Origin of the sequence: Thermogemmata fonticola, from assembly GCF_013694095.1 — a bacterium.
Classification (GTDB): Bacteria; Planctomycetota; Planctomycetia; order Gemmatales; family Gemmataceae; genus Thermogemmata; species Thermogemmata fonticola.
The window spans coordinates 585,480-602,661 of the sequence record NZ_JACEFB010000001.1 but is presented as its reverse complement, the minus strand read 5'-3'; the positions used below and the strand labels follow the sequence as shown (position 1 = coordinate 602,661).

15 protein-coding genes and 2 pseudogenes are annotated in these 17,182 nt (G+C 63.0%); 11 read left to right on the top strand and 6 right to left on the bottom strand.

Features of this window, described 5'->3' with window-relative positions:
- The first annotated feature begins 405 nt into the window (after positions 1-405).
- Genes H0921_RS02210 through H0921_RS02170 form a run of 9 tightly spaced genes read left to right on the top strand, consistent with a single transcriptional unit; the run spans position 406 to position 8,614 of the window.
- Entirely contained in the window at positions 406-2,058 is a 1,653-nt protein-coding gene (locus H0921_RS02210; RefSeq protein ID WP_194536378.1) for a Cas10/Cmr2 second palm domain-containing protein, read from the top strand.
- Entirely contained in the window at positions 2,055-2,825 is a 771-nt protein-coding gene (locus H0921_RS02205; protein ID WP_194536377.1) for an RAMP superfamily CRISPR-associated protein, read from the top strand. The genes H0921_RS02210 and H0921_RS02205 overlap by 4 nt, the downstream gene beginning before the upstream one ends.
- Before the next feature lie 2 nt (positions 2,826-2,827).
- On the top strand, positions 2,828-4,063 hold the full coding sequence (locus H0921_RS02200) for an RAMP superfamily CRISPR-associated protein (RefSeq protein WP_194536376.1): 1,236 nt from the start codon (positions 2,828-2,830) through the stop codon (positions 4,061-4,063).
- Positions 4,064-4,093: 30 nt separating this feature from the next.
- A complete protein-coding gene (locus H0921_RS02195; RefSeq protein WP_194536375.1) occupies positions 4,094-4,528 on the top strand; it encodes a hypothetical protein in 435 nt (144 codons plus the stop codon).
- A complete protein-coding gene (locus tag H0921_RS02190) occupies positions 4,521-5,090 on the top strand; it encodes a hypothetical protein (RefSeq protein WP_194536374.1) in 570 nt (189 codons plus the stop codon). Before H0921_RS02195 ends, H0921_RS02190 begins: the two co-directional genes overlap by 8 nt.
- A 1-nt stretch (position 5,091) precedes the next feature.
- Entirely contained in the window at positions 5,092-5,940 is an 849-nt protein-coding gene (locus H0921_RS02185) for an RAMP superfamily CRISPR-associated protein (protein ID WP_194536373.1), read from the top strand.
- Between the two features lie 3 nt (positions 5,941-5,943).
- The gene (locus H0921_RS02180; protein WP_194536372.1) at positions 5,944-6,897 is read left to right on the top strand and encodes an RAMP superfamily CRISPR-associated protein; all 954 of its coding nucleotides are present in this window, start codon (positions 5,944-5,946) and stop codon (positions 6,895-6,897) included.
- Positions 6,898-6,914: 17 nt separating this feature from the next.
- On the top strand, positions 6,915-7,571 hold the full coding sequence (gene csx19 / locus H0921_RS02175) for a type III-D CRISPR-associated protein Csx19 (RefSeq protein WP_194536371.1): 657 nt from the start codon (positions 6,915-6,917) through the stop codon (positions 7,569-7,571).
- Complete coding sequence (locus H0921_RS02170; protein ID WP_194536370.1) at positions 7,508-8,614, top strand: RAMP superfamily CRISPR-associated protein; 1,107 nt, start codon at positions 7,508-7,510, stop codon at positions 8,612-8,614. Before csx19 ends, H0921_RS02170 begins: the two co-directional genes overlap by 64 nt.
- Before the next feature lie 107 nt (positions 8,615-8,721).
- On the opposite strand, the gene H0921_RS02165 is transcribed toward H0921_RS02170, so the two are convergent.
- From H0921_RS02165 to H0921_RS02140, 6 genes and pseudogenes are all read right to left on the bottom strand, one after another.
- Positions 8,722-9,189, bottom strand: a complete 468-nt coding sequence (locus H0921_RS02165) for a RidA family protein (protein WP_194536369.1) — start codon at positions 9,187-9,189, stop codon at positions 8,722-8,724.
- Between the two features lie 277 nt (positions 9,190-9,466).
- Complete coding sequence (locus tag H0921_RS02160; RefSeq protein WP_194536368.1) at positions 9,467-10,249, bottom strand: ABC transporter ATP-binding protein; 783 nt, start codon at positions 10,247-10,249, stop codon at positions 9,467-9,469.
- A pseudogene (locus tag H0921_RS18440) lies at positions 10,246-10,803 on the bottom strand (ABC transporter ATP-binding protein); the annotation flags it as partial. The gene H0921_RS02160 and the pseudogene H0921_RS18440, both read right to left, overlap by 4 nt.
- A 288-nt stretch (positions 10,804-11,091) precedes the next feature.
- Positions 11,092-11,286, bottom strand: a pseudogene (locus H0921_RS18435) (ATP-binding cassette domain-containing protein); the annotation flags it as partial.
- Between the two features lie 228 nt (positions 11,287-11,514).
- The gene (locus H0921_RS02145; RefSeq protein WP_194536367.1) at positions 11,515-12,672 is read right to left on the bottom strand and encodes a branched-chain amino acid ABC transporter permease; all 1,158 of its coding nucleotides are present in this window, start codon (positions 12,670-12,672) and stop codon (positions 11,515-11,517) included.
- The gene (locus H0921_RS02140; RefSeq protein ID WP_194536366.1) at positions 12,669-13,619 is read right to left on the bottom strand and encodes a branched-chain amino acid ABC transporter permease; all 951 of its coding nucleotides are present in this window, start codon (positions 13,617-13,619) and stop codon (positions 12,669-12,671) included. The genes H0921_RS02145 and H0921_RS02140 overlap by 4 nt, the downstream gene beginning before the upstream one ends.
- 481 nt (positions 13,620-14,100) lie before the next feature.
- On the opposite strand from H0921_RS02140, the gene H0921_RS02135 reads away from it, so the two are divergent.
- Both H0921_RS02135 and H0921_RS02130 read left to right on the top strand, forming a co-directional pair.
- Positions 14,101-15,345: a branched-chain amino acid ABC transporter substrate-binding protein gene (locus H0921_RS02135; protein ID WP_194536365.1), complete on the top strand. Its 1,245-nt coding sequence runs from the start codon at positions 14,101-14,103 to the stop codon at positions 15,343-15,345.
- A 355-nt stretch (positions 15,346-15,700) separates the two neighbouring features.
- Positions 15,701-16,972, top strand: a complete 1,272-nt coding sequence (locus tag H0921_RS02130) for a hypothetical protein (protein ID WP_194536364.1) — start codon at positions 15,701-15,703, stop codon at positions 16,970-16,972.
- The last annotated feature ends 210 nt before the right edge of the window (positions 16,973-17,182 follow it).

The following is a 17,182-nucleotide window of genomic DNA, read 5'->3' as shown; positions in this document are numbered from 1 at the left end:
CCGCCTGTACGGCAGATGAAACCCTTCATTTTCCGGCCATTCCATAATTTTGACAGAAGTTGTCAATAGTGTATTAAGTAACACTTAGATGCAGGGTTCGTCCCAATCCCAGCGGCGGTGGCTGAGGAGGGGGCGCATCCCCTCGCAAGGGGTCTATGCCAGGCGTGTCTAGGGAAAAGGCGATTGTGCCGCCCCAAATCCCATTATCCTGGGCTATCGAGGCAAGCGGGGGATGAGAACGACAACTACGTCATTGACTGCCCTGGTGGGGCGTAGTAAAGTTGAGGCCGTTCTCAGGGGAGACAACAAAGGCAGACCATTCTGTCGCATAACCCCAAGGCGCCGGAAGGAAAAGAGCGGAAAACTGCGGGAAAAAATCGTAGAGGCACTGAGGTTAGGTCCATCATGGCACGCTTTTTGGTGGTGATCGATACGCCGGGGATCAAGTCGTTTGTCTTCGGCACCGATGCGCTGGCTGAGGTCCGCGGGGCGAGCGCCCTGCTGGACCGGCTGAACCGGTTTGACACGGCGGAGATTCTGGAGCAAGCCCCGCATCTGCGGATTCAGACCGTCTTCGCCAACGGCGGCACCGGGCAGTTTATCGTGGAAGCGCCGGATCGTGCTCATGTCCAGGAAGCGCTCGATCGCCTCGCGGCTTACTACCGGCAGGAGACGGGGGGCGAGATGTGGCCCTTGGCCGGGGTGGCGGAATGGCCAGAGACCGCGGATTATCGTACCGCCGTGCGGATGGCCTACGAACACCTGCATCTCCTGCGGAATTGGGGTTCGTGCCGGCTATCGATCCCCACGTTTCCCCTGGTGCTGGAGTGTCAATCGACCTCGCACTTGCCGGCGGTGGGTGTGTACCGCTGGAGTGGGGAACAACTGCTCCTGTCCCAGGCCAGTCAATGCAAACGCAATGAAAGCCGGCGAGCGCGCCGCGGCATCCTCTGGTCCGGGTGGATGGCATTCCTCGATGAATCCCTCGGTTCTCAAGGGCAGTTTTACGAGAGTGCCGACGATCTGCGCCCGAGCACGACCGTGGACATCGGGGACTACGCTCAGCGGCGAGGTTATATCGGCCTGATCTATGCCGACGGCAATGCGATGGGCCGGCTCGTGCAGGAGTTGAATAGTCCTGAGGTGTGCCAGGCCTTCAGCGAGTTGGTCGATAGCAGCGTGCGGGATGCCTGCTACGAAGCCTTGAGCGTGGTGTGCGAGCTGGAGATTCGAGAGGTCCGAAACGCACTCCAAACCGGGGACCACCCTCGGCCTTTGCCGGCGGACATCCTCCTTTTGGGTGGGGATGACCTGCTCGTGTTGCTGCCCGCGGAGCGTGCCCTGGACTTTGCTCTGAACGCCACCGCCGCCTTCGAGCGTCTCACGCGCGAACGGCAAGCGCAGTTGCCGGAGGCCGCCCGAAGGTTCTTCGCGGAGCGGGGACTGGCCGACCGCGGCTTGACAATCTCCTGCGGCGTGGCCCTCGGACCGGCGAACTACCCCTTCTACTTGCTTCGGGACCTGGCGGAAGAGCTGCTCCAGAGTGCCAAACGCGGCGGCAGTGTAGACCCGCAGAGAACGGACTACTGGGCGCCGAGTTACATCGACTTCCACCAATTGGCCGGCTCTGTTAGCCAGGATTTGTCGCTCATTCGTCAAGAGGATTACCGGACAGACAGCGATCATCCGCGGACCCTGCGGCCGTATCGGCGGGATCATCTGGAACAACTGCGGCAGGCGGCCTTGCGACTCCAGCAGGCAAGGATTCCCCGAAGCAAGCTGCACGATCTGTTCGAGGCGGCGCTGGAACCCCGCTGGTTTTTGGCCCAAACCCGTTGTCGGGAGCTGTTCGGCCGGCTGCGTGAGGACAACAGCCACCACGAACGCCGCGGCCTGTGGGAGGCGCTCCGCACGGTTCGCCAACCGATCGATTTGTTCTCCTATCCGTGGCTGAAGAATGGGCAGAGGTCGCCGACCGCGCTGGCGGACCTGGTGGAAGCCCATGACCTGTTCAGTGACACAAACCGGTCAAACTGGTGTGCTGGGGAGGACGCATGAATCGGCAGCCCCAACGATTGGACGTGACGTTCACGATCACCTGGGAATCGGACTGGCATGTGGGCAGCGGCCGGGGAACGGTCCAAGTGGATCGGCTGTTGCGGCAGCGGGCATGGGGAGCGCGGGGGGAACGGGTCCCCTTCGTCCCGGGTTCCCAGATCAAGGGGGTATTGCGGCATCAGTGCGAGCGGCTGGCGGCGCTGCTGGGCGGGGAAGTGGTCTCGCCGCACGTCGTGGGTGCGGAAACGGACCCCGCCTTGCTGGAGGCTTTTCGCCCGCTGGCTCAGTCGCGGCTTTTGATCGACCGCCTCTTCGGCAGCCGGTTCCAAGGGGAGTGCCTGTTTGTCGAGGATGCCCTGCCGGCGCCGGGCGACCGCCGGGGAACCACCCGCACCCACAGCCGCACTGCCATCGATCGGCTCACGGGAACCGCCCGCGAACAGACCCTGTTTGTCACCGAGGTAGTTCAAGGCCGAGCGACCCGGTTGCACAGCCGCCTGCAGGCACGCCATCCCGCGGGGAGCTTGACCCAGGACGGCGACAGCTTCCCCTTCGAGTATTCCCTGCTGCTGGCCGGCCTGCTCAGCCTCGATCGTCTGGGCGGCGATAAAAGCGCGGGCTTTGGCCGTTGCCGCATCGAAATCGAGAACAACACAGTCCGCTGGAATGACCAGTCCTCTTTTCCTCTGGGGCAGGCGCTCAAGAGCTTTGAAGACCTGGGCGAGGACTGGTTCGCGTTTCTGAAAGACTTTCGGGGGGAGGGTTAGGCGTGAAGCGTTATCGCGTGGAAGCCGAGTTGGCATCGCCGCTGGTCATCCGCCGCGAGCGGCAGTCTCAGCGTTCCGAAGGGGCGCAGTCGATCACCGGGACGCTGTTGCGGGGTGCTTTCGCCCAGGCGTGGCTGCAACGGCATGGCGCTCCCGATGCGAGCTTTAGGCGGCTGTTCCTCGATGAACACGCCTGCCGCTTTGGACCGCTTGACCCGGCGGTGCGCGTCATTCCGCGGACCGCTTTCTCCTGCAAACGCGTGCCTGGATTCCGGGAGGATGGCAAGCACGGCGTCGTCGATCAGCTTGTGCCACTGTTGCGTTCGCGGTTGGGCCAAACGTCCGCCGAGCCGGAACGCTGCCGAGTATGCGGCCAGGACCTGAAAGCCTTCAGCGGCTTCTGGCAGCTCAAGAGCAACGGGGAACCGACCGAGCCAAAGGGACTCTGGCGGCGGACCGTGGCGGTCCACGTCGGCATCGATCGGCTCACGCACACAGCAGCGGAAAAGGTCCTGTTCAACCTGCCGGTCCTGGAACCGCAAGCTCCTCCGGCGGGTGAAGCATCCCGGCTCCACGGCTGGATCGCAGCGGCGGACGATGTCCTCCCGGCATTGCAGGAGTTGCTCCGAGATCAGGAGCAGATTCTGCGCATCGGCCATGCACGCACGCGGGGCTATGGCCGGGTGCGAGTGACGATCGGCGAGGAGGTGCCTGCCGCAGCCGTGGATTGGTCCGCCTGGAGTCGGGAGATGCTTCGACATTCAGCCCCCCAGCTCGCGGCGGAGGAGCGGTACTTCCTCTTCTCTCTGTCCCTGCCCACGGGTGCGATTCTGGTCGATGCCCTGTTGCGCTACACGCTCGATCCCGCGGGGATGGTGCCCTGGCTGCCGCCGTTGCCGCCGCCGAATCCCACGCTGCGGGTATTCGACCTGCCGGGGAAGGAATTCGCGGGGGGCCGGCTGTGGTGCGTGACCGCTGTGACAAGCCACGATCGGCTGCGCGGCTGGAATGTCGCCCACGGCTTGCCCCGGCAGGATGAATGGCTGGTCACGCGCGGCTCGGTCTACGTGTATCTCTATGAGGGGGACAAAAGCGGCCAGGCCGAACTGCACGCAAAACTCCGCGAGCTGGAAGCCGACGGCCTCGGTGCCCGCCGCAACGAAGGCTTCGGCCAGGTCCTCATCTGCGATGACTTCCACCGCCGCTTCTCGCCACAACTATCAGTAGTGACGCCATGATTCGAGTCCTGCACGGTTAGGAGCTTCGCCATGAACCCACAACTGACACCGGAACTCATCCAAAAAGCAGATAGCTTCCTGGATACAGACCGCCAGCACCAGGCGGCGATCCGACTCGGCGAACGGATGTATGACACGTTCAGGTCCGACAAAGGTGGGCGCGTCAGTTCTCAGATTCGGAACCTCCAGCAGATCGCAGTCTCCGCCACGCGCTTCGCGGATATCGAGGATTTCGTCAAAAACCAGATGGGACGCAATGCCGGAGCTTACAAGGAATGGCGGCAGGTCGGCGATGAGGTTCTCAAGCAGTTGGAGGCCTTGCGCCGGGCGGCCAATGATATGACCCAGGATGAGGGGCAGCGCTTGCTCTTGCGGCTGCATTTGGCCCGCGGCTGGGTCCGGGCAGTTGTCGGAGCCTACCTGTACGTCAAAGCCCAGAGAGAGATGGAGCCAAGCCATGCTTGAGATCGACATCGCTGCGGATACGGAACTGGGCCAGCAGGCAAAGGTAGCAGTCGAGCAGTATCTGCGCCAGCACGGGGAGGAATCGTACAGAAGTTCCGACGACTGGCCCATCGCCCGTTCCCAGATCTCCGGCTTGCGTCAAATTGCGATGAATGAGCCACGCCAAGTGGCTGCGTTCGCCGAACATCAGCGCAAGAAAGCCGAGGCCAAGCTGGAGACCACCACGAAGGAGGAACGGCGGTCCGAGCTGGAAGCGGAAATCGCCTTTTGGGATTTGATCAAAGGGCTGTGTGACGGCAAGCAACCGAGGGTTCCCTGGTCGCTGACTCAGGCGCGGGATCAGGCCCTGCCTGCCGAACTTCAGGAGGAAAAACAACCTCCCGGAGCGAAGCTGACCAAGGAGCAACAGGAAGCGCGGAAGCAGAAGCGCGAAGAACGCGAGCGCTGGCTCCGCCAATGGGAATCAGAGCACTACCCCGTCTTCTTCCAACGATTTTGTGCCCATTACCTCTACGAGATGGCCAGGCGAACCCAGTCCGAAAAGAGTGACAAGGGAGACTGACATGGCAACGTCCACGATGGCTCAACAATTTCGGTTGCGTTCGAGGCTCCAGGTCCGCGGGCACCTCGTCTTCGATACGGGCTGGCGGATCGGGACGGGGCGGGAGGGGCAAACGTCCGACTTAGGCGTGCTCCTCGATGCCGCGGGCCAGCCGATGCTTCCCGGCTCGTCGATCAAAGGGAAGCTCCGCAGCACTTGCGAGGCGTTGGCTCCGGCCTTGAATCTGCGGGCCTGCCTGCTCAACGTCGAAGCCAGCGGCGTGGGGTGTGCCAGTGATGTGCGCTGGTACAGCCGCCAGCGCGAGAGTTATCGGCAAGCCTTGGAAGCGGGGATTGAGGAGCGGCTGGCCTGGATTCGGAAAAACACCTGCGATGTGTGCCAGCTTTTCGGCTCGCCGGTGCAAGCCGCCCGCTTGCGCTGTAGCGATGGGACACTCGTCAATCCAGGGGCCGCGGTCGTGCGCGTGCGGGATGGCGTGGTACTGGACCGGGACAGTCACACCGCCGCCGACGTTTTGAAGTACGACTACGAAACCGTGGCCGCCGGCACTCGCTTTGAGATCGTCTTCGACCTGGACAATCCGACGCCTGCCGACGAGGCCCTCTTGGGCGCCGCCCTCTTCGAGTGGGCTTCCGGCAGCAGCCTCGGCGGCTTCACCAGCCGGGGATTGGGCCGCTTCCACCTGGAAAACATCACCCTCCGCGGCGTGGACCTCGACAACCCCCAGGAGCGGCTGCGCTACCTGACCCGCCCCCGACCGGAGGACAAACTCAACGACCGGGGCGACTGGCAGACGTACTTCCAGAGGAGGATTGAAAACCACCTACAAACCAGCACGAGGGGGAACTGAGCGATGCTACGCAAATGGCTGTGTCAGGCTGATGTCACTCTCCGGCTGACTCCAATCGATCCGATCCTGATCAAGAGCGGTTACGCCACGCTCAGCGGTCCGGACATGGTGCCGGTGGAGACCCTGCGCGACGGCAAGCGCGTTTTTTACTTTCCCGGTTCGTCGTTGAAAGGGGTGCTGCGGAGCCACTTCGAGCGGATCGCCCGGACTCTGCGGCCCGGCAGCGTCTGCCTGCCGTATTACGACCCCGACCCCAAAAAGCGGGAACAATTCAATGTTCCTGTCGCTGAGGAGCAGAGGAGTTTCGGCTGCGGCTTCCGCGAAGCCGGGAATGGGCGGCCCGACACCTCGGCGACGGCCTATTACGAGTCGTGTGCGGCATGCCGCTTGTTCGGCTCGCTGCGCTTCGCGGGCCGGTTCAGCATCGGGGATGCCTATCCGCTGCCGGAGCACCAACCCAAGCCGGGCCAGCGTAACGGCGTCGGCATCGACCGCTTCACCGGCGGCACAGTCAGAGGCGTCCTGTTTGAATTGGTGGTCGTCGAAGGGGGCGTCTTTGAAACCACCATCCGGGTCACCAATTTCGAGCTGTGGCAACTGGCGGCGGTCAACTTCCTCCTGCAAGACCTCCAGGACGAGATGATCACCCTCGGATCGGGGCGAAGCCGGGGACTGGGGCGAGTCCGAGGCGAGGTGACGCGTTACGTCCTCAGCTACATCCGGCCGCAAACGGCAGTCGTCGGCCTAGCCGAGCTGGCTACCGAGGAAGAACGCCGGGACTACCGCCTGTTCTCCTGGTCGCCGTCAGAGCCGATTCCCCTCTCCAACGGCCAGCCCCGCGGACTGCGGCACGAATATGATCTTTCGCCGAACTGGTCCTCCGTGCTCCAACCCCTGGCGGGAAGTCTGGAAGCCTTCCTCCAATGGCATCAGCCCCTGGGAGTGCCCAGCAGGTGACAAACAGGTGACACGCCATGAGCACACTGCGAGCCGGTGATCTGACCCCGACGGACTTGCTGCAACTGCTGCAAGAGCTGGCGTTTCCTTCCGGCGAGAAAGTCTACTGCTGGTTGGAGGCCTTCGACGGCTGGGCCCTGGACCATTGGCCCGGCTTCCAGGGAAATATCCACTGGAATGGCGCCGGGCGCGATCCCCGTGATGAACCGTTGGCGGAGGTGCTTCCTCGCGTGACCGAGGGCCGCCTCTTTTCTCCGTCCGGCGAGCTGAAATGGCGCGTGCTGCCCGCGTTGGGCGAACGGTGCTGCCGGGTCGTCTTCCTCGGCAGTTGGGCGTGTCCGTCCTTAGAGTGGCTGCCGCTGCGCGAGGAACTCGCAAACCTGAGGTCGGAGAAGACGGCATACCCTCTCTGGGGCCAGATGACAAGGCACACACCGGGAGAATGGATCGACCTGCGTATCCCCCACCGCCTCCGCTACCCGGTGCAGGCCCAAACGCCGGCACAAGGCCGAGTGATCGTCCAGATGCAGGTGGAACTCTGGAAAGACCGTCGCGGTGAAGTGCACTTCCTCCGCTTCTGCGACCTCAAGACCCGTTGGGAGAGCCAGCCATGCCCCAAGGCGAAGACTTCTGGAATCCCTACCGCTGGGTGCCTGTATCGAAGGAGAAATTGACTCATGAGAAACCCGCGTATCGCCACCGCTGGCAGGGGCTATCCGGCCGGCTCGATTGCACCCTGGAAGCGCTCACGCCGTTCCTCATCGGCAGCAGCAAAGAGCCGGGCCGATTCATCCGTAGTGGTTTGACCAATCAGCCGTTCATTCCCGGCACGTCGCTCAAGGGACTGATCCGTTCCCTGGCGGAGTTGATCGGCAACGCCGCCATTCCCTTCCCCAATGGCCGGGCGGACCCAGGACACACTCTCAACAACGCGGCCACAGGCAGTGGCACCGAGTGGCGCTTGGACATCGCCGCGAGGATGTTCGGCTATCATAATCGCGGTCAGGTCTTCGCCGGTTTGGTCCGCTTCACGGATGGCGTGCTTCAAGACAATAAGGTCAAGGAAATCGGGCCGTTCACGGTTGTCGTCGGTCAGCCTCGGCCGGATAGCCACAAGCCTTTTTATCCCGACGAGTGGCGGCGAAAGTTTTACCACCACCACGTCGGTGCCCAAAAATTAGTGCCAGCACCCTCCAGGATCACGCAAACACGCACCGTGCGCCCCTTGCCGCCTGGCACGCGTTTCACCTTCCAGGTCCATTTCGAGAACCTTCGGGAGGAGGAACTCGACCTGCTGCTCTACTGCCTGGTGCTGGAGGAAAATGTCACCGTCACGTTGAGCACGGCGGCGTTGGGACCGGACGCGCAAGAGCCGGTTACCCTCACTGGACCTCTGCGGCACAAGTTCGGCGGTTGCAAGCCCCAAGGCGGCGGCAGCGTCCAGATCACGATCGACAGGATGACGCTGTACGCGGACCGAGCCGACCGCTACCGGGGTCAGGCCACCCCACCCCGCATCGTGGAAGGGGAAGAGCTGAAGAGCGAGCTGCAACGGCGGACGCAGGCCATCGCTGCCCGCCAAGACGACACCATGCGGCACCTGCGCGCCATGCTGATTGACAGCCCCGACGATCCCCGCCGCCCCATCGAATATCCAAGCTACGATTGGTTCAATGATGCCACAAAAAGCAGCAAACCCCTCAAACCCACGCTGTGATGAAGCTCAGCGGGGGGAGCGCAATTGCTGACAGAATGCAGTCACCGATCAAGGCGGTGCAACGGAAAGAGGAGGGGAAGTCGCGGGAAAGCGGTCGGGGGAAAAAATCACTCCACCTCGAAGATGCATTCGATTTCGACGGCGATGTTGCCGGGGAGGGCGTTGTGGCCGACGGCGCTGCGGGTGCCCACACCGGCATCTTCTCCGAACACGTCCCGCATCAGCTCGGAAAAGCCGTTGATCACCTGGGGCTGATCCCGGAAGTCCGCCGTGCAGTTCACCATGCCGAAGGTCTTGATCAGGCGCTTGACTTTGTTGAGCGAACCGAGGGCTTCGCGGACGGTGGCCAGGATGGCTAACCCGGTCTGCCGGGCGGCTTCCTTGCCTTGCTCCAACGTCAGGTCTTGACCGACGCGGCCGGTGATCATGGTTTTGTCCGGCTTGAGGGGTCCGTGGCCGGAAACGAACAGCAGGTTCCCCCACCGCAGGGCCGTCTTGTACACCGCCACGGGCTTGGGCGCCGGCGGCAGGATCAGATGCAGCTCTTGCAGGCGTTGTTCCGGTGTGCTGGGCATCGCGTCGATCTCCCTGAGTCAGCGATAGACCGGAGGCCAAGCCGAAGCAGCGGGCCGCCAGTGTCCTCCGAGAAAACACCTTCCTTCCCGAGGCTGCCTCCCGTCCGAGCGTTTGCCGCTGTGGGGAACAGGATACACAGCCGGCGTGCGGAGAGCAAGCGGGGAAGCGCTTCGCCGCGGAGCGGCAGTGCGCGAAGAGCATCCCGCGCCACGGCGGAAGGCGATGGCGGAGCGGAACACGTGCCGCTTGCGATGACAGTGCGGAGTCCCTGCGGGGTCATTCGCCAAGGTAGGCAGCGCGGACACGGGGGTCGTGGAGGAGTTCCTCGCCGGTGCCGGTGAGCGTAACTCGGCCGGTTTCCAGGACGTAGCCGCGGTGGGCATGTTTGAGGGCCATGCGGGCATTCTGTTCGACGAGGAGCACGGAGACGCCCTGGCGGTTCAGCTCGCGGATGACCTGGAAGATTTGGACGACGACCTGCGGGGCCAGTCCCAGGGAGGGTTCATCGAGCAACAGCAGGCGGGGCCGGGCCATCAGGGCGCGGGCGATGGCCAGCATTTGCTGTTCGCCGCCGGAGAGGAGGCCGCCGAGCTGGTGCTGGCGCTGGCGGAGAATCGGGAAAAGGGTGAAGACTTTCTCCAGGTCCTCGGCGACGCCTTGGGGATCGCGGCGGGTGAAGGCGCCGAGGTCAAGGTTCTCGCGGACGGTGAGACGGGGGAAGATTTTGCGGCCTTCCGGGGCGTGAGCTAGTCCGAGACGGACGATGTCATGGGCGGGGATTTTCTCGGCCACGAGGTCGCGCCCCTGGAAGAGGATGCGTCCTGTGCGGGCCTTGACAATGCCGGAGATCGTCATGAGCGTGGTCGTTTTACCAGCGCCGTTGGCACCGATGATGGCCACGATCTCGCCGGGATAGACGGTCAGGTGCAAGCGGTGGAGGACGTTGATGGGGCCATAGCCAGCTTCGAGGTCCTCGACCTGGAGCAAGGGGGCAGTGGCGGCGGAGGAAGCCGCCGGTGCCGACGCAGGGAACGGGGCGGCCGAGTGCCCAGCAGTCATGACACCTCCTCCTTGCCCAAATAGGCTTCGATGACCTTGGGATCGTGCGCGACTTCCGCCGGCGTCCCTTCGGCAATTTTGACGCCATGATCCAGCACAGCGATGCGGTCGGAAATGTTCATAACCAGTTGCATGTGATGCTCGATGAGCAGGACGGTGATGCCGCGATCGCGGATGCGGCGGATGAGTTCCATGAGTTCCGCGGTTTCGTTGGGGTTCATACCGGCGGCGGGTTCATCGAGCAGCAGCAGGCGGGGCTGGGTGGCCAGGGCACGGGCGATTTCCAGGCGGCGTTGATCGCCATAGGGGAGGTTGCGGGCCAGTTCGTTCTGTCGGCCGATCAGTCCGACGAAGGCGAGGAGTTCGGCGGCTTGCTGGAGGGCCTGGCGTTCCTCCTGGCGGTGGCGCTTGAGGCCCAAAGCGGCCAGCAGGGGATGGACCGTCAGCGAGCGGCTCAGGCCGACGAGGACGTTTTCCAGCACGGTCATGCCCTGGAAGAGGCGGATGTTCTGGAAGGTGCGGGCGATGCCGCGATGAGCGATGGCATCCGGGGCGCGTTGGGCCCGCCGCCAGCTCACGAACATGCCAGCCCCGCCCAGAACCAACCCCAAGGCGAAGATCACCCCCACCCGCTCCTGCCGCTCCCGCAGATACTGCCAGGCGTCCGCCGCGGCTTGGCCCCAGGGAAAGGGAGCATCACGCTGCGTGGGCATATTCTCCCGGATCACCACTTGCCAGAGGTTCTCGATGTTGCTGCCCAAAAGAGCGAGCAGAAGGCCAGTGCACACACCGACCAGCAGGGACAGCAAAATCGCCCGGCGGGAAACGGGGGGGTCGAGCGGTTGATCTGCAAAAAAGATGCGTCCTTCGCTCGGTTCGTAAATGCCGGTGATGGCGTTGAAGACAGTTGTCTTGCCCGCCCCGTTGGGACCGATGAGCGAGAAAATCTGCCCCGCGGGGACTTCCAGGTCCAGTTGGGAGACCGCCGTCAAGCCGCCGAAGCGTAAAGTCAGGCGTTCGATTTTGAGCAAAGGCATGAGCGTGGATTCCTCCAAGGCCGCATCCGCTTTCCCGTTGGGGTTGCATCCGCTTTCCCGTTGGGGTTGCATCCGCTTTCCCGTTGGGGCCGCATCCGCTTTCCCGTTGGGGCCGCATCCGCTTTCCCGCTGGGGTCACATCCGCTTTCCCGTTGGGGTCACATCCGCTTTCCCACAGAGGCCGGGGTCCTGCCAGTGACTGCGGACGCCCACCTCCACCCGGACCGCTCAGGAGGCGGGTCCCGGCGGTCGAAGCGGGGCTGGTGACACTGGCACGCTGCTGTCCTTTTGCGCCACTTCCGCTTCCGCCGCCGCCTGGCCCAGCGCCTCCCCGATCTCCGGGTGCAGCTCCACCTGAATCCGCTTGGCAGGGAGCAACCCTTCCGGCCGGAAGCGCATCATCAGGATCAGGACCAGGCCGAAGATGATCAGCCGCCAGCCGCTGAGCTTGAGATACGGCGAGGCGCTGCCCACCAGGGCTTGGATCTGATTATCCAGGATGCCGGTCAAAATGCGGTCAAAACCGATGAGCAGGAAGGTGCCCAACAGCACGCCGTTGCGGTTCCCCATGCCGCCGAGAATGACGCAGCAGATCATGAGCATAGAGAGGGTGAAGTCATAGGTCTGGGGGTTGCCGGTGGTGCGCAGGGCCATGGCGTAAAGGGCGCCGGCCAAGCCGCCCAATCCCGCGCCGACGGCGATCGCCGCCAGTTTCAGCCGGGCCGGATTCAGACCCATGCAGGTGGCCGCCAGCTCATCTTCCCGCAAGGCGACCCACGCCCGCCCCAGCCGCGAATGCTCCAGGTTCCGCACCAGAAGCAGCACGCCGCCCAACAGCAGCAGGCAGAGGTAATAGAAGTACGGGTAGTTGTACCAGTGCAGGCCCCAATCGCTCTTGAGCCGCCAGGAGTGCAAGTTTTTCCCGCTCCAGCCCGGCACCGGTCCCGCGTCGATCGGGCTGATCCCTTTCGTCCCTTCCGTAATCGGGTCGAGATTGCGGATGGCGTAGAGAACGATCAGCCCCAAGCCGAGGGTGACGAGGGCCAAATAGTCCCCCCGTAGGCGCAGGATCGGCGCGGTGGTCAGCACGCCGACCAGGGCCGCCATGAGCACCGCCGCCGCCGCCGCCACCAGAAACGACTGCTGGAAGGGAAAAAACCCCACCGTCAAGATGCCGACGGTGTACGCCCCGATGCCGAAGAAGGCGGCGATGCCCAAATGCAACAAGCCGGTCAGGCCCAGCACCACATTCAGCCCCTGGGCCAGGATCGCATAAATGAACAGGATGGTAAACTGTTCGCCCCGATTGGCGCTCGACACCGGCAGCCAAGGATAGACTGCCAACAGTCCAAAGAGGATCAGCACCCAATGTCGCAGCAGTTTCATACCTTCTCCCGCGTGCGCGCGCCCAGCAAGCCGGTGGGGCGGAACAGCAAGATGACAATGAGGATGCCGAAAATGACCGCCTCGCTCCACTTAGCTCCCAAATAGGCTTTGGACAACTCCCCCACCACGCCGATGAGCAACCCGCCCAAGACCGCCCCCGGAATGTTCCCCACGCCACCCAGCACCGCTGCCGTGAAGGCATACAAGCCGTTCTGGAACCCCATCTGGTAATCGACCGCCTTGATGTAAAGGCCGTAGATCACTGAAGCCACCCCCGCTAGCGCTCCTCCCAGGGCGAAGGTCACCGCGATGACCTGGTTCACATTGATCCCCATCAACTGGGCGGCCACCGGGTTCTGGGCTGTCGCCCGCATCGCCTTGCCCAGCGTCGTGTAGCGCACAAACAGCGTCAGGGCAATCATCGTCGGCACGGTCACCGCCACGACCAGCAGGTCCTCCCAGGTGAAGCGCAGGCCGGTCCCTTCCAGCAGGTTCGTATCCCCGATCAAGTCCGGGAACTTCACCGGCGTCGCCCCCCGCCAGAGCAAACCGATGTTCATGAAAATGAAGCTCACCCCAATAGCCGAGACGATGACCGTCAGCTTCGGCGACTGCCGCAACGGGCGATAGACCACGCGGTCCACCGTGACGTTGAGCAGGGCGCAAAAGACCGGTGTGACCAGGAGCATCAGCGCCACCGTGGCCATGATCGCTCCCGTCGGAGCATCCGCACTGGTGACTCCCATCGGCCAGATCGCCACCCCCAGCGCCACGAAAGAACCCAGCATGAACAGGTCCCCGTGGGCAAAATTGATCAACTCGATGATGCCGTAAACCATCGTGTAGCCCAAGGCGATCAAGGCGTAGAGCGAGCCGATCACCAGCCCCAGCATCAGGAACTGGAGAAAGCCTACCGCCGGTTCGCTCGAGGCGAACAGTTCCGCCATCGTGCCTTGTCCTCCATCTAAGTCGACCAGCGGGGGGAGAGTGCCCGCCGGTTCCGCCGCGAAACTCCGCGTCTTCGTTCCGTCGTCGCCGTCCTGTTTCCGAGGGCCGCCGCCTTCCTACCTGTTATTAAGCTCTATTCCCCCTGCCTTCCTACCTGTTATTAACGCTTTCGGATTTTCACAACGCTTTCAGAAACTAAAGATAGGAACTCCCCCGCCCGCATCCCAGAGTGCAGCGGAGGAAAAGGGCCAGGTCCGCCGCCGCCGACTCGCTGCCTCCAGCATCCCCGGACGCCGGGAGCGCAGCGCCTGCGGCCCTCCCCGGCAACGCATTCCGCTTCCTGGCATGATCCAGGCTGATCTGGCCCGGCCCCTTCAAGGACGGCCCGCAGAGTCCTGTTCCTTTTCCGTTGGAAAGTCGTAAGATGAAGAGAGGAATAACCGTAGGTAGAAGCCAGCCGGGACCGAAGGACTCCGGAGAATGCCGACCCGAACCTGCGAGGGCATCATCGTGAATCGCCGGACCTTTCTGACGTTAGCGGGAGGCGGATTTCTGTGGCTTGCCAGTGGGTGTCGCGGCCAGCGTGTCATCCGCATCGTTTCCAGTCTGCCGCGGACTGGCTCAGCCCAAGGGCAAACGGACACCATCGTCAACGGCATCCGCCTGGCGATCGAGGATTACAACGGCCAGGTCGCCGGTTTGCCCATCGACTACAAGGACCTCGACGACGCCACCGCCGCCCAGGGGCAATGGGACGCCGCCAAGGAAGCGGATAATGCCCGCGAAGCCGCCGGCGATCCCCAAGTTCTCGCCTACATCGGGCCGTACAACTCCGGCGCCTCGATGGTCTCCCAGCCTATCCTCAACGAAGCCGGACTGGTGCAAATCTCCCCCTCCGCCACCTGGCCCGGTCTGACCACGCGCGTCCCCAATAACCAAAAGGACGAACCCAACATCTACCGCCCCAGCGGCAAGCTCAACTTCTGCCGCGTCTGCCCCAACGACTTCGTCCAGGGTCCCTTGAGCGCCCTTTTTGCCCATGAAGTCCTCAAGGTCAAATCGGTCTACATCCTCGACGACAAGGAACTCTACGGCGCCGGCATCGCCACCATCTTCAAGCAAAAATGCCAGGAACTGGGCATCCGCGTCCTGGGGCATGACAGCATCGTCGCTACGCAGAAAAACTTCAAGGCCGTGATCCGGGGCATCGTCGAACTCAAACCGGACATGCTCTACTTCGGCGGCACCAGCCAAAGCGGCGCCCCGCAAATCGCCATCGACATGCTCGGCGAAGGCTTGCGCGTCCCCCTCATGGTCCCCGACGGCTGCTACGAGAAAGCCTTCATCGATGCCGCCGGTGCCGACACCTTCCGCACCATCCCCTGCTACGCCACCATGGGAGGCTACGACCCCGCCTTTGCCCTGGAACAAGGAGGCACCGTCGCCGAGTTCGTCAAGCGCTACCAGGCCCGCTACCACAAAATGCCCGAAGCCTACGCCATCTACGGCTACGAATGCGCCAAAGTCGTCCTGGAGGCGATCCAGAAAGTCGGCCAGCCCGACCGCGAAGCGGTCCGCCAAGCCGTCCTTGCCACCAAAGACTTCGACAAGGGCGCCCTCGGACGCTGGAGCTTCGATGAAAACGGCGACACCACCCTCCGCGTGCTCACCATCAGCCGCATCGAAAACGGCACCTTCAAACCCCAACGGACGATTCAAGAGTAACGCGCCTCCCCCTCCGCTCCCCTGATCTCCGGCAAAACCCATCTCTCCGGCAGAATCTAGCCCCACGGCTTGACCGCACCACTCTCCGCCCCAGCCCCACGCGGACAGGGACCGAGGTCTCATGCCGTCGTTCCTCCCCTTTTGCACCTTCCCGTGCACCTTCCTTGAGAATCCTCAATATCACTCAGATCGATTGTACCGGACCGTTTGATCGCCGAATTACCCCTCTGGAACAGATCCTCATTTGAATTCGACAAATCCTGAGTTATACTTTCATCGTTCCCGTGCCGGGGGGCGGGTGGGTGGTTCACCTGACCGGTCGGCACAACCTTCACTCTAACCCGGAGTTGCTGCAATGTTCTCGGCCAAGACCTTCTCACGCCGCCGTCGGACTTCCGCCCCCGCCAAGGCCGTGGAACGCCGTCTGACCCTCGAACGCCTCGAAGAGCGTGAAGTTCCCGCCGGCATCGTCAGCGTCTTCGCCACACAGAGCAATTTCGCGGGTACTGTCAACCTCGTCATCACCGGCGATGACTTGGACAATCAGGTGGACATCGTCCGCGAATCCGGCCAAGTCAAAATCATTGCCCAAGGCACCACCGTGCTCCATTATGATCTGTCCTCGACCCCGGGGGTCAGTGTTACCCCGACCTACACCCAGATCACCTTCAACGCCTCGGGAGGGATTCGGGACATTTCGATCACCATGGGGGGCGGCCACGACGCCGTGCGGGTCAGCGCCATTGGCGATCATTCCTTCGGCAACTTTGGGGTTAATTTGGGCAGCGGCAACGACTCCTTCCTCCTCTTGGGGTCCTCGTCCACCTCTCCGAATATCAATTTTGTCAATTCCTTCTCCCTGGATTCCGACAGTGGGGACGACTTGGTCTCTGTGTACAAAACCGCCCTTTCGGGTGGCACCCTTTCCACCGGGGATGGGAATGACACCGTGTATCTCAATGACTGTGTGGGCGGTCCTATCTCCACCTCGTTGGGGGCGGGGAATGACACCCTCCTGGTGAATAGCTGCAGATCAGACTCTTTTTCCGCCGATTTGGGCAGTGGGAACGATCGGGCCAGCTTCTCCGGCAATAACAGATTTGGAGGCTTGATTGGGCGCACTTGGTTCGGCGGTTTGACGGTAGTGGGGGGTGCGGGGAATGACCTGCTCACCTTCACCGGCCAAACGCAGGTGCTCAACAAGCTCAACATCGATTTGGGGGTGGGGAATGATCGCCTCTTGGTCGCCGCCGCCGCCAACAGCTCCGACCCGGCCACGCTGAGCGTCGATGGCCCGGATGGCGAGATCAACGCCCTGATCCGCTTGGGGACAGGGAATGACCTCGTCCGCTTTGGCACCGGTTCGGGCAGCGGTCCGAGTGTGAACTTTGCGGATCAGACGCGGTTGGAGATGGGCAGTGGGGACGATGCGTTGTTCATTCGCAATGCGATCTTCAACTTGCTGATCGCCTTGTTGGGGGATGGGACTGATCGGGTGTTGAACGATTGGGGTGGCAGCGGGGTGACAGTGGGAGCGGGGTCGAAGTTGCACGGCGGCGTGGGGGTAGACCTGCTGCCCAGCGGCTGGACCACCCCTCCCAACCTGACCATCCTGGCCATTCCGTAATCGCACGCCTTCAACGCTAGCGACTTCCCACTGACATAATGAGGAGCGGCATAGCCCGGTTCCGTCTCGGTCTGCTGCCCCTGGTGATTTTCGCTGGGGGACGATCTCCTGATCTCAGGCTGTCCAGTGATTGACACCAGGCTGTCCAATCACTGACATCAAGCGGTCCAAGAGTAGGGGTGAGCCGGCGCCGGGCCTGGCAGGGACCGG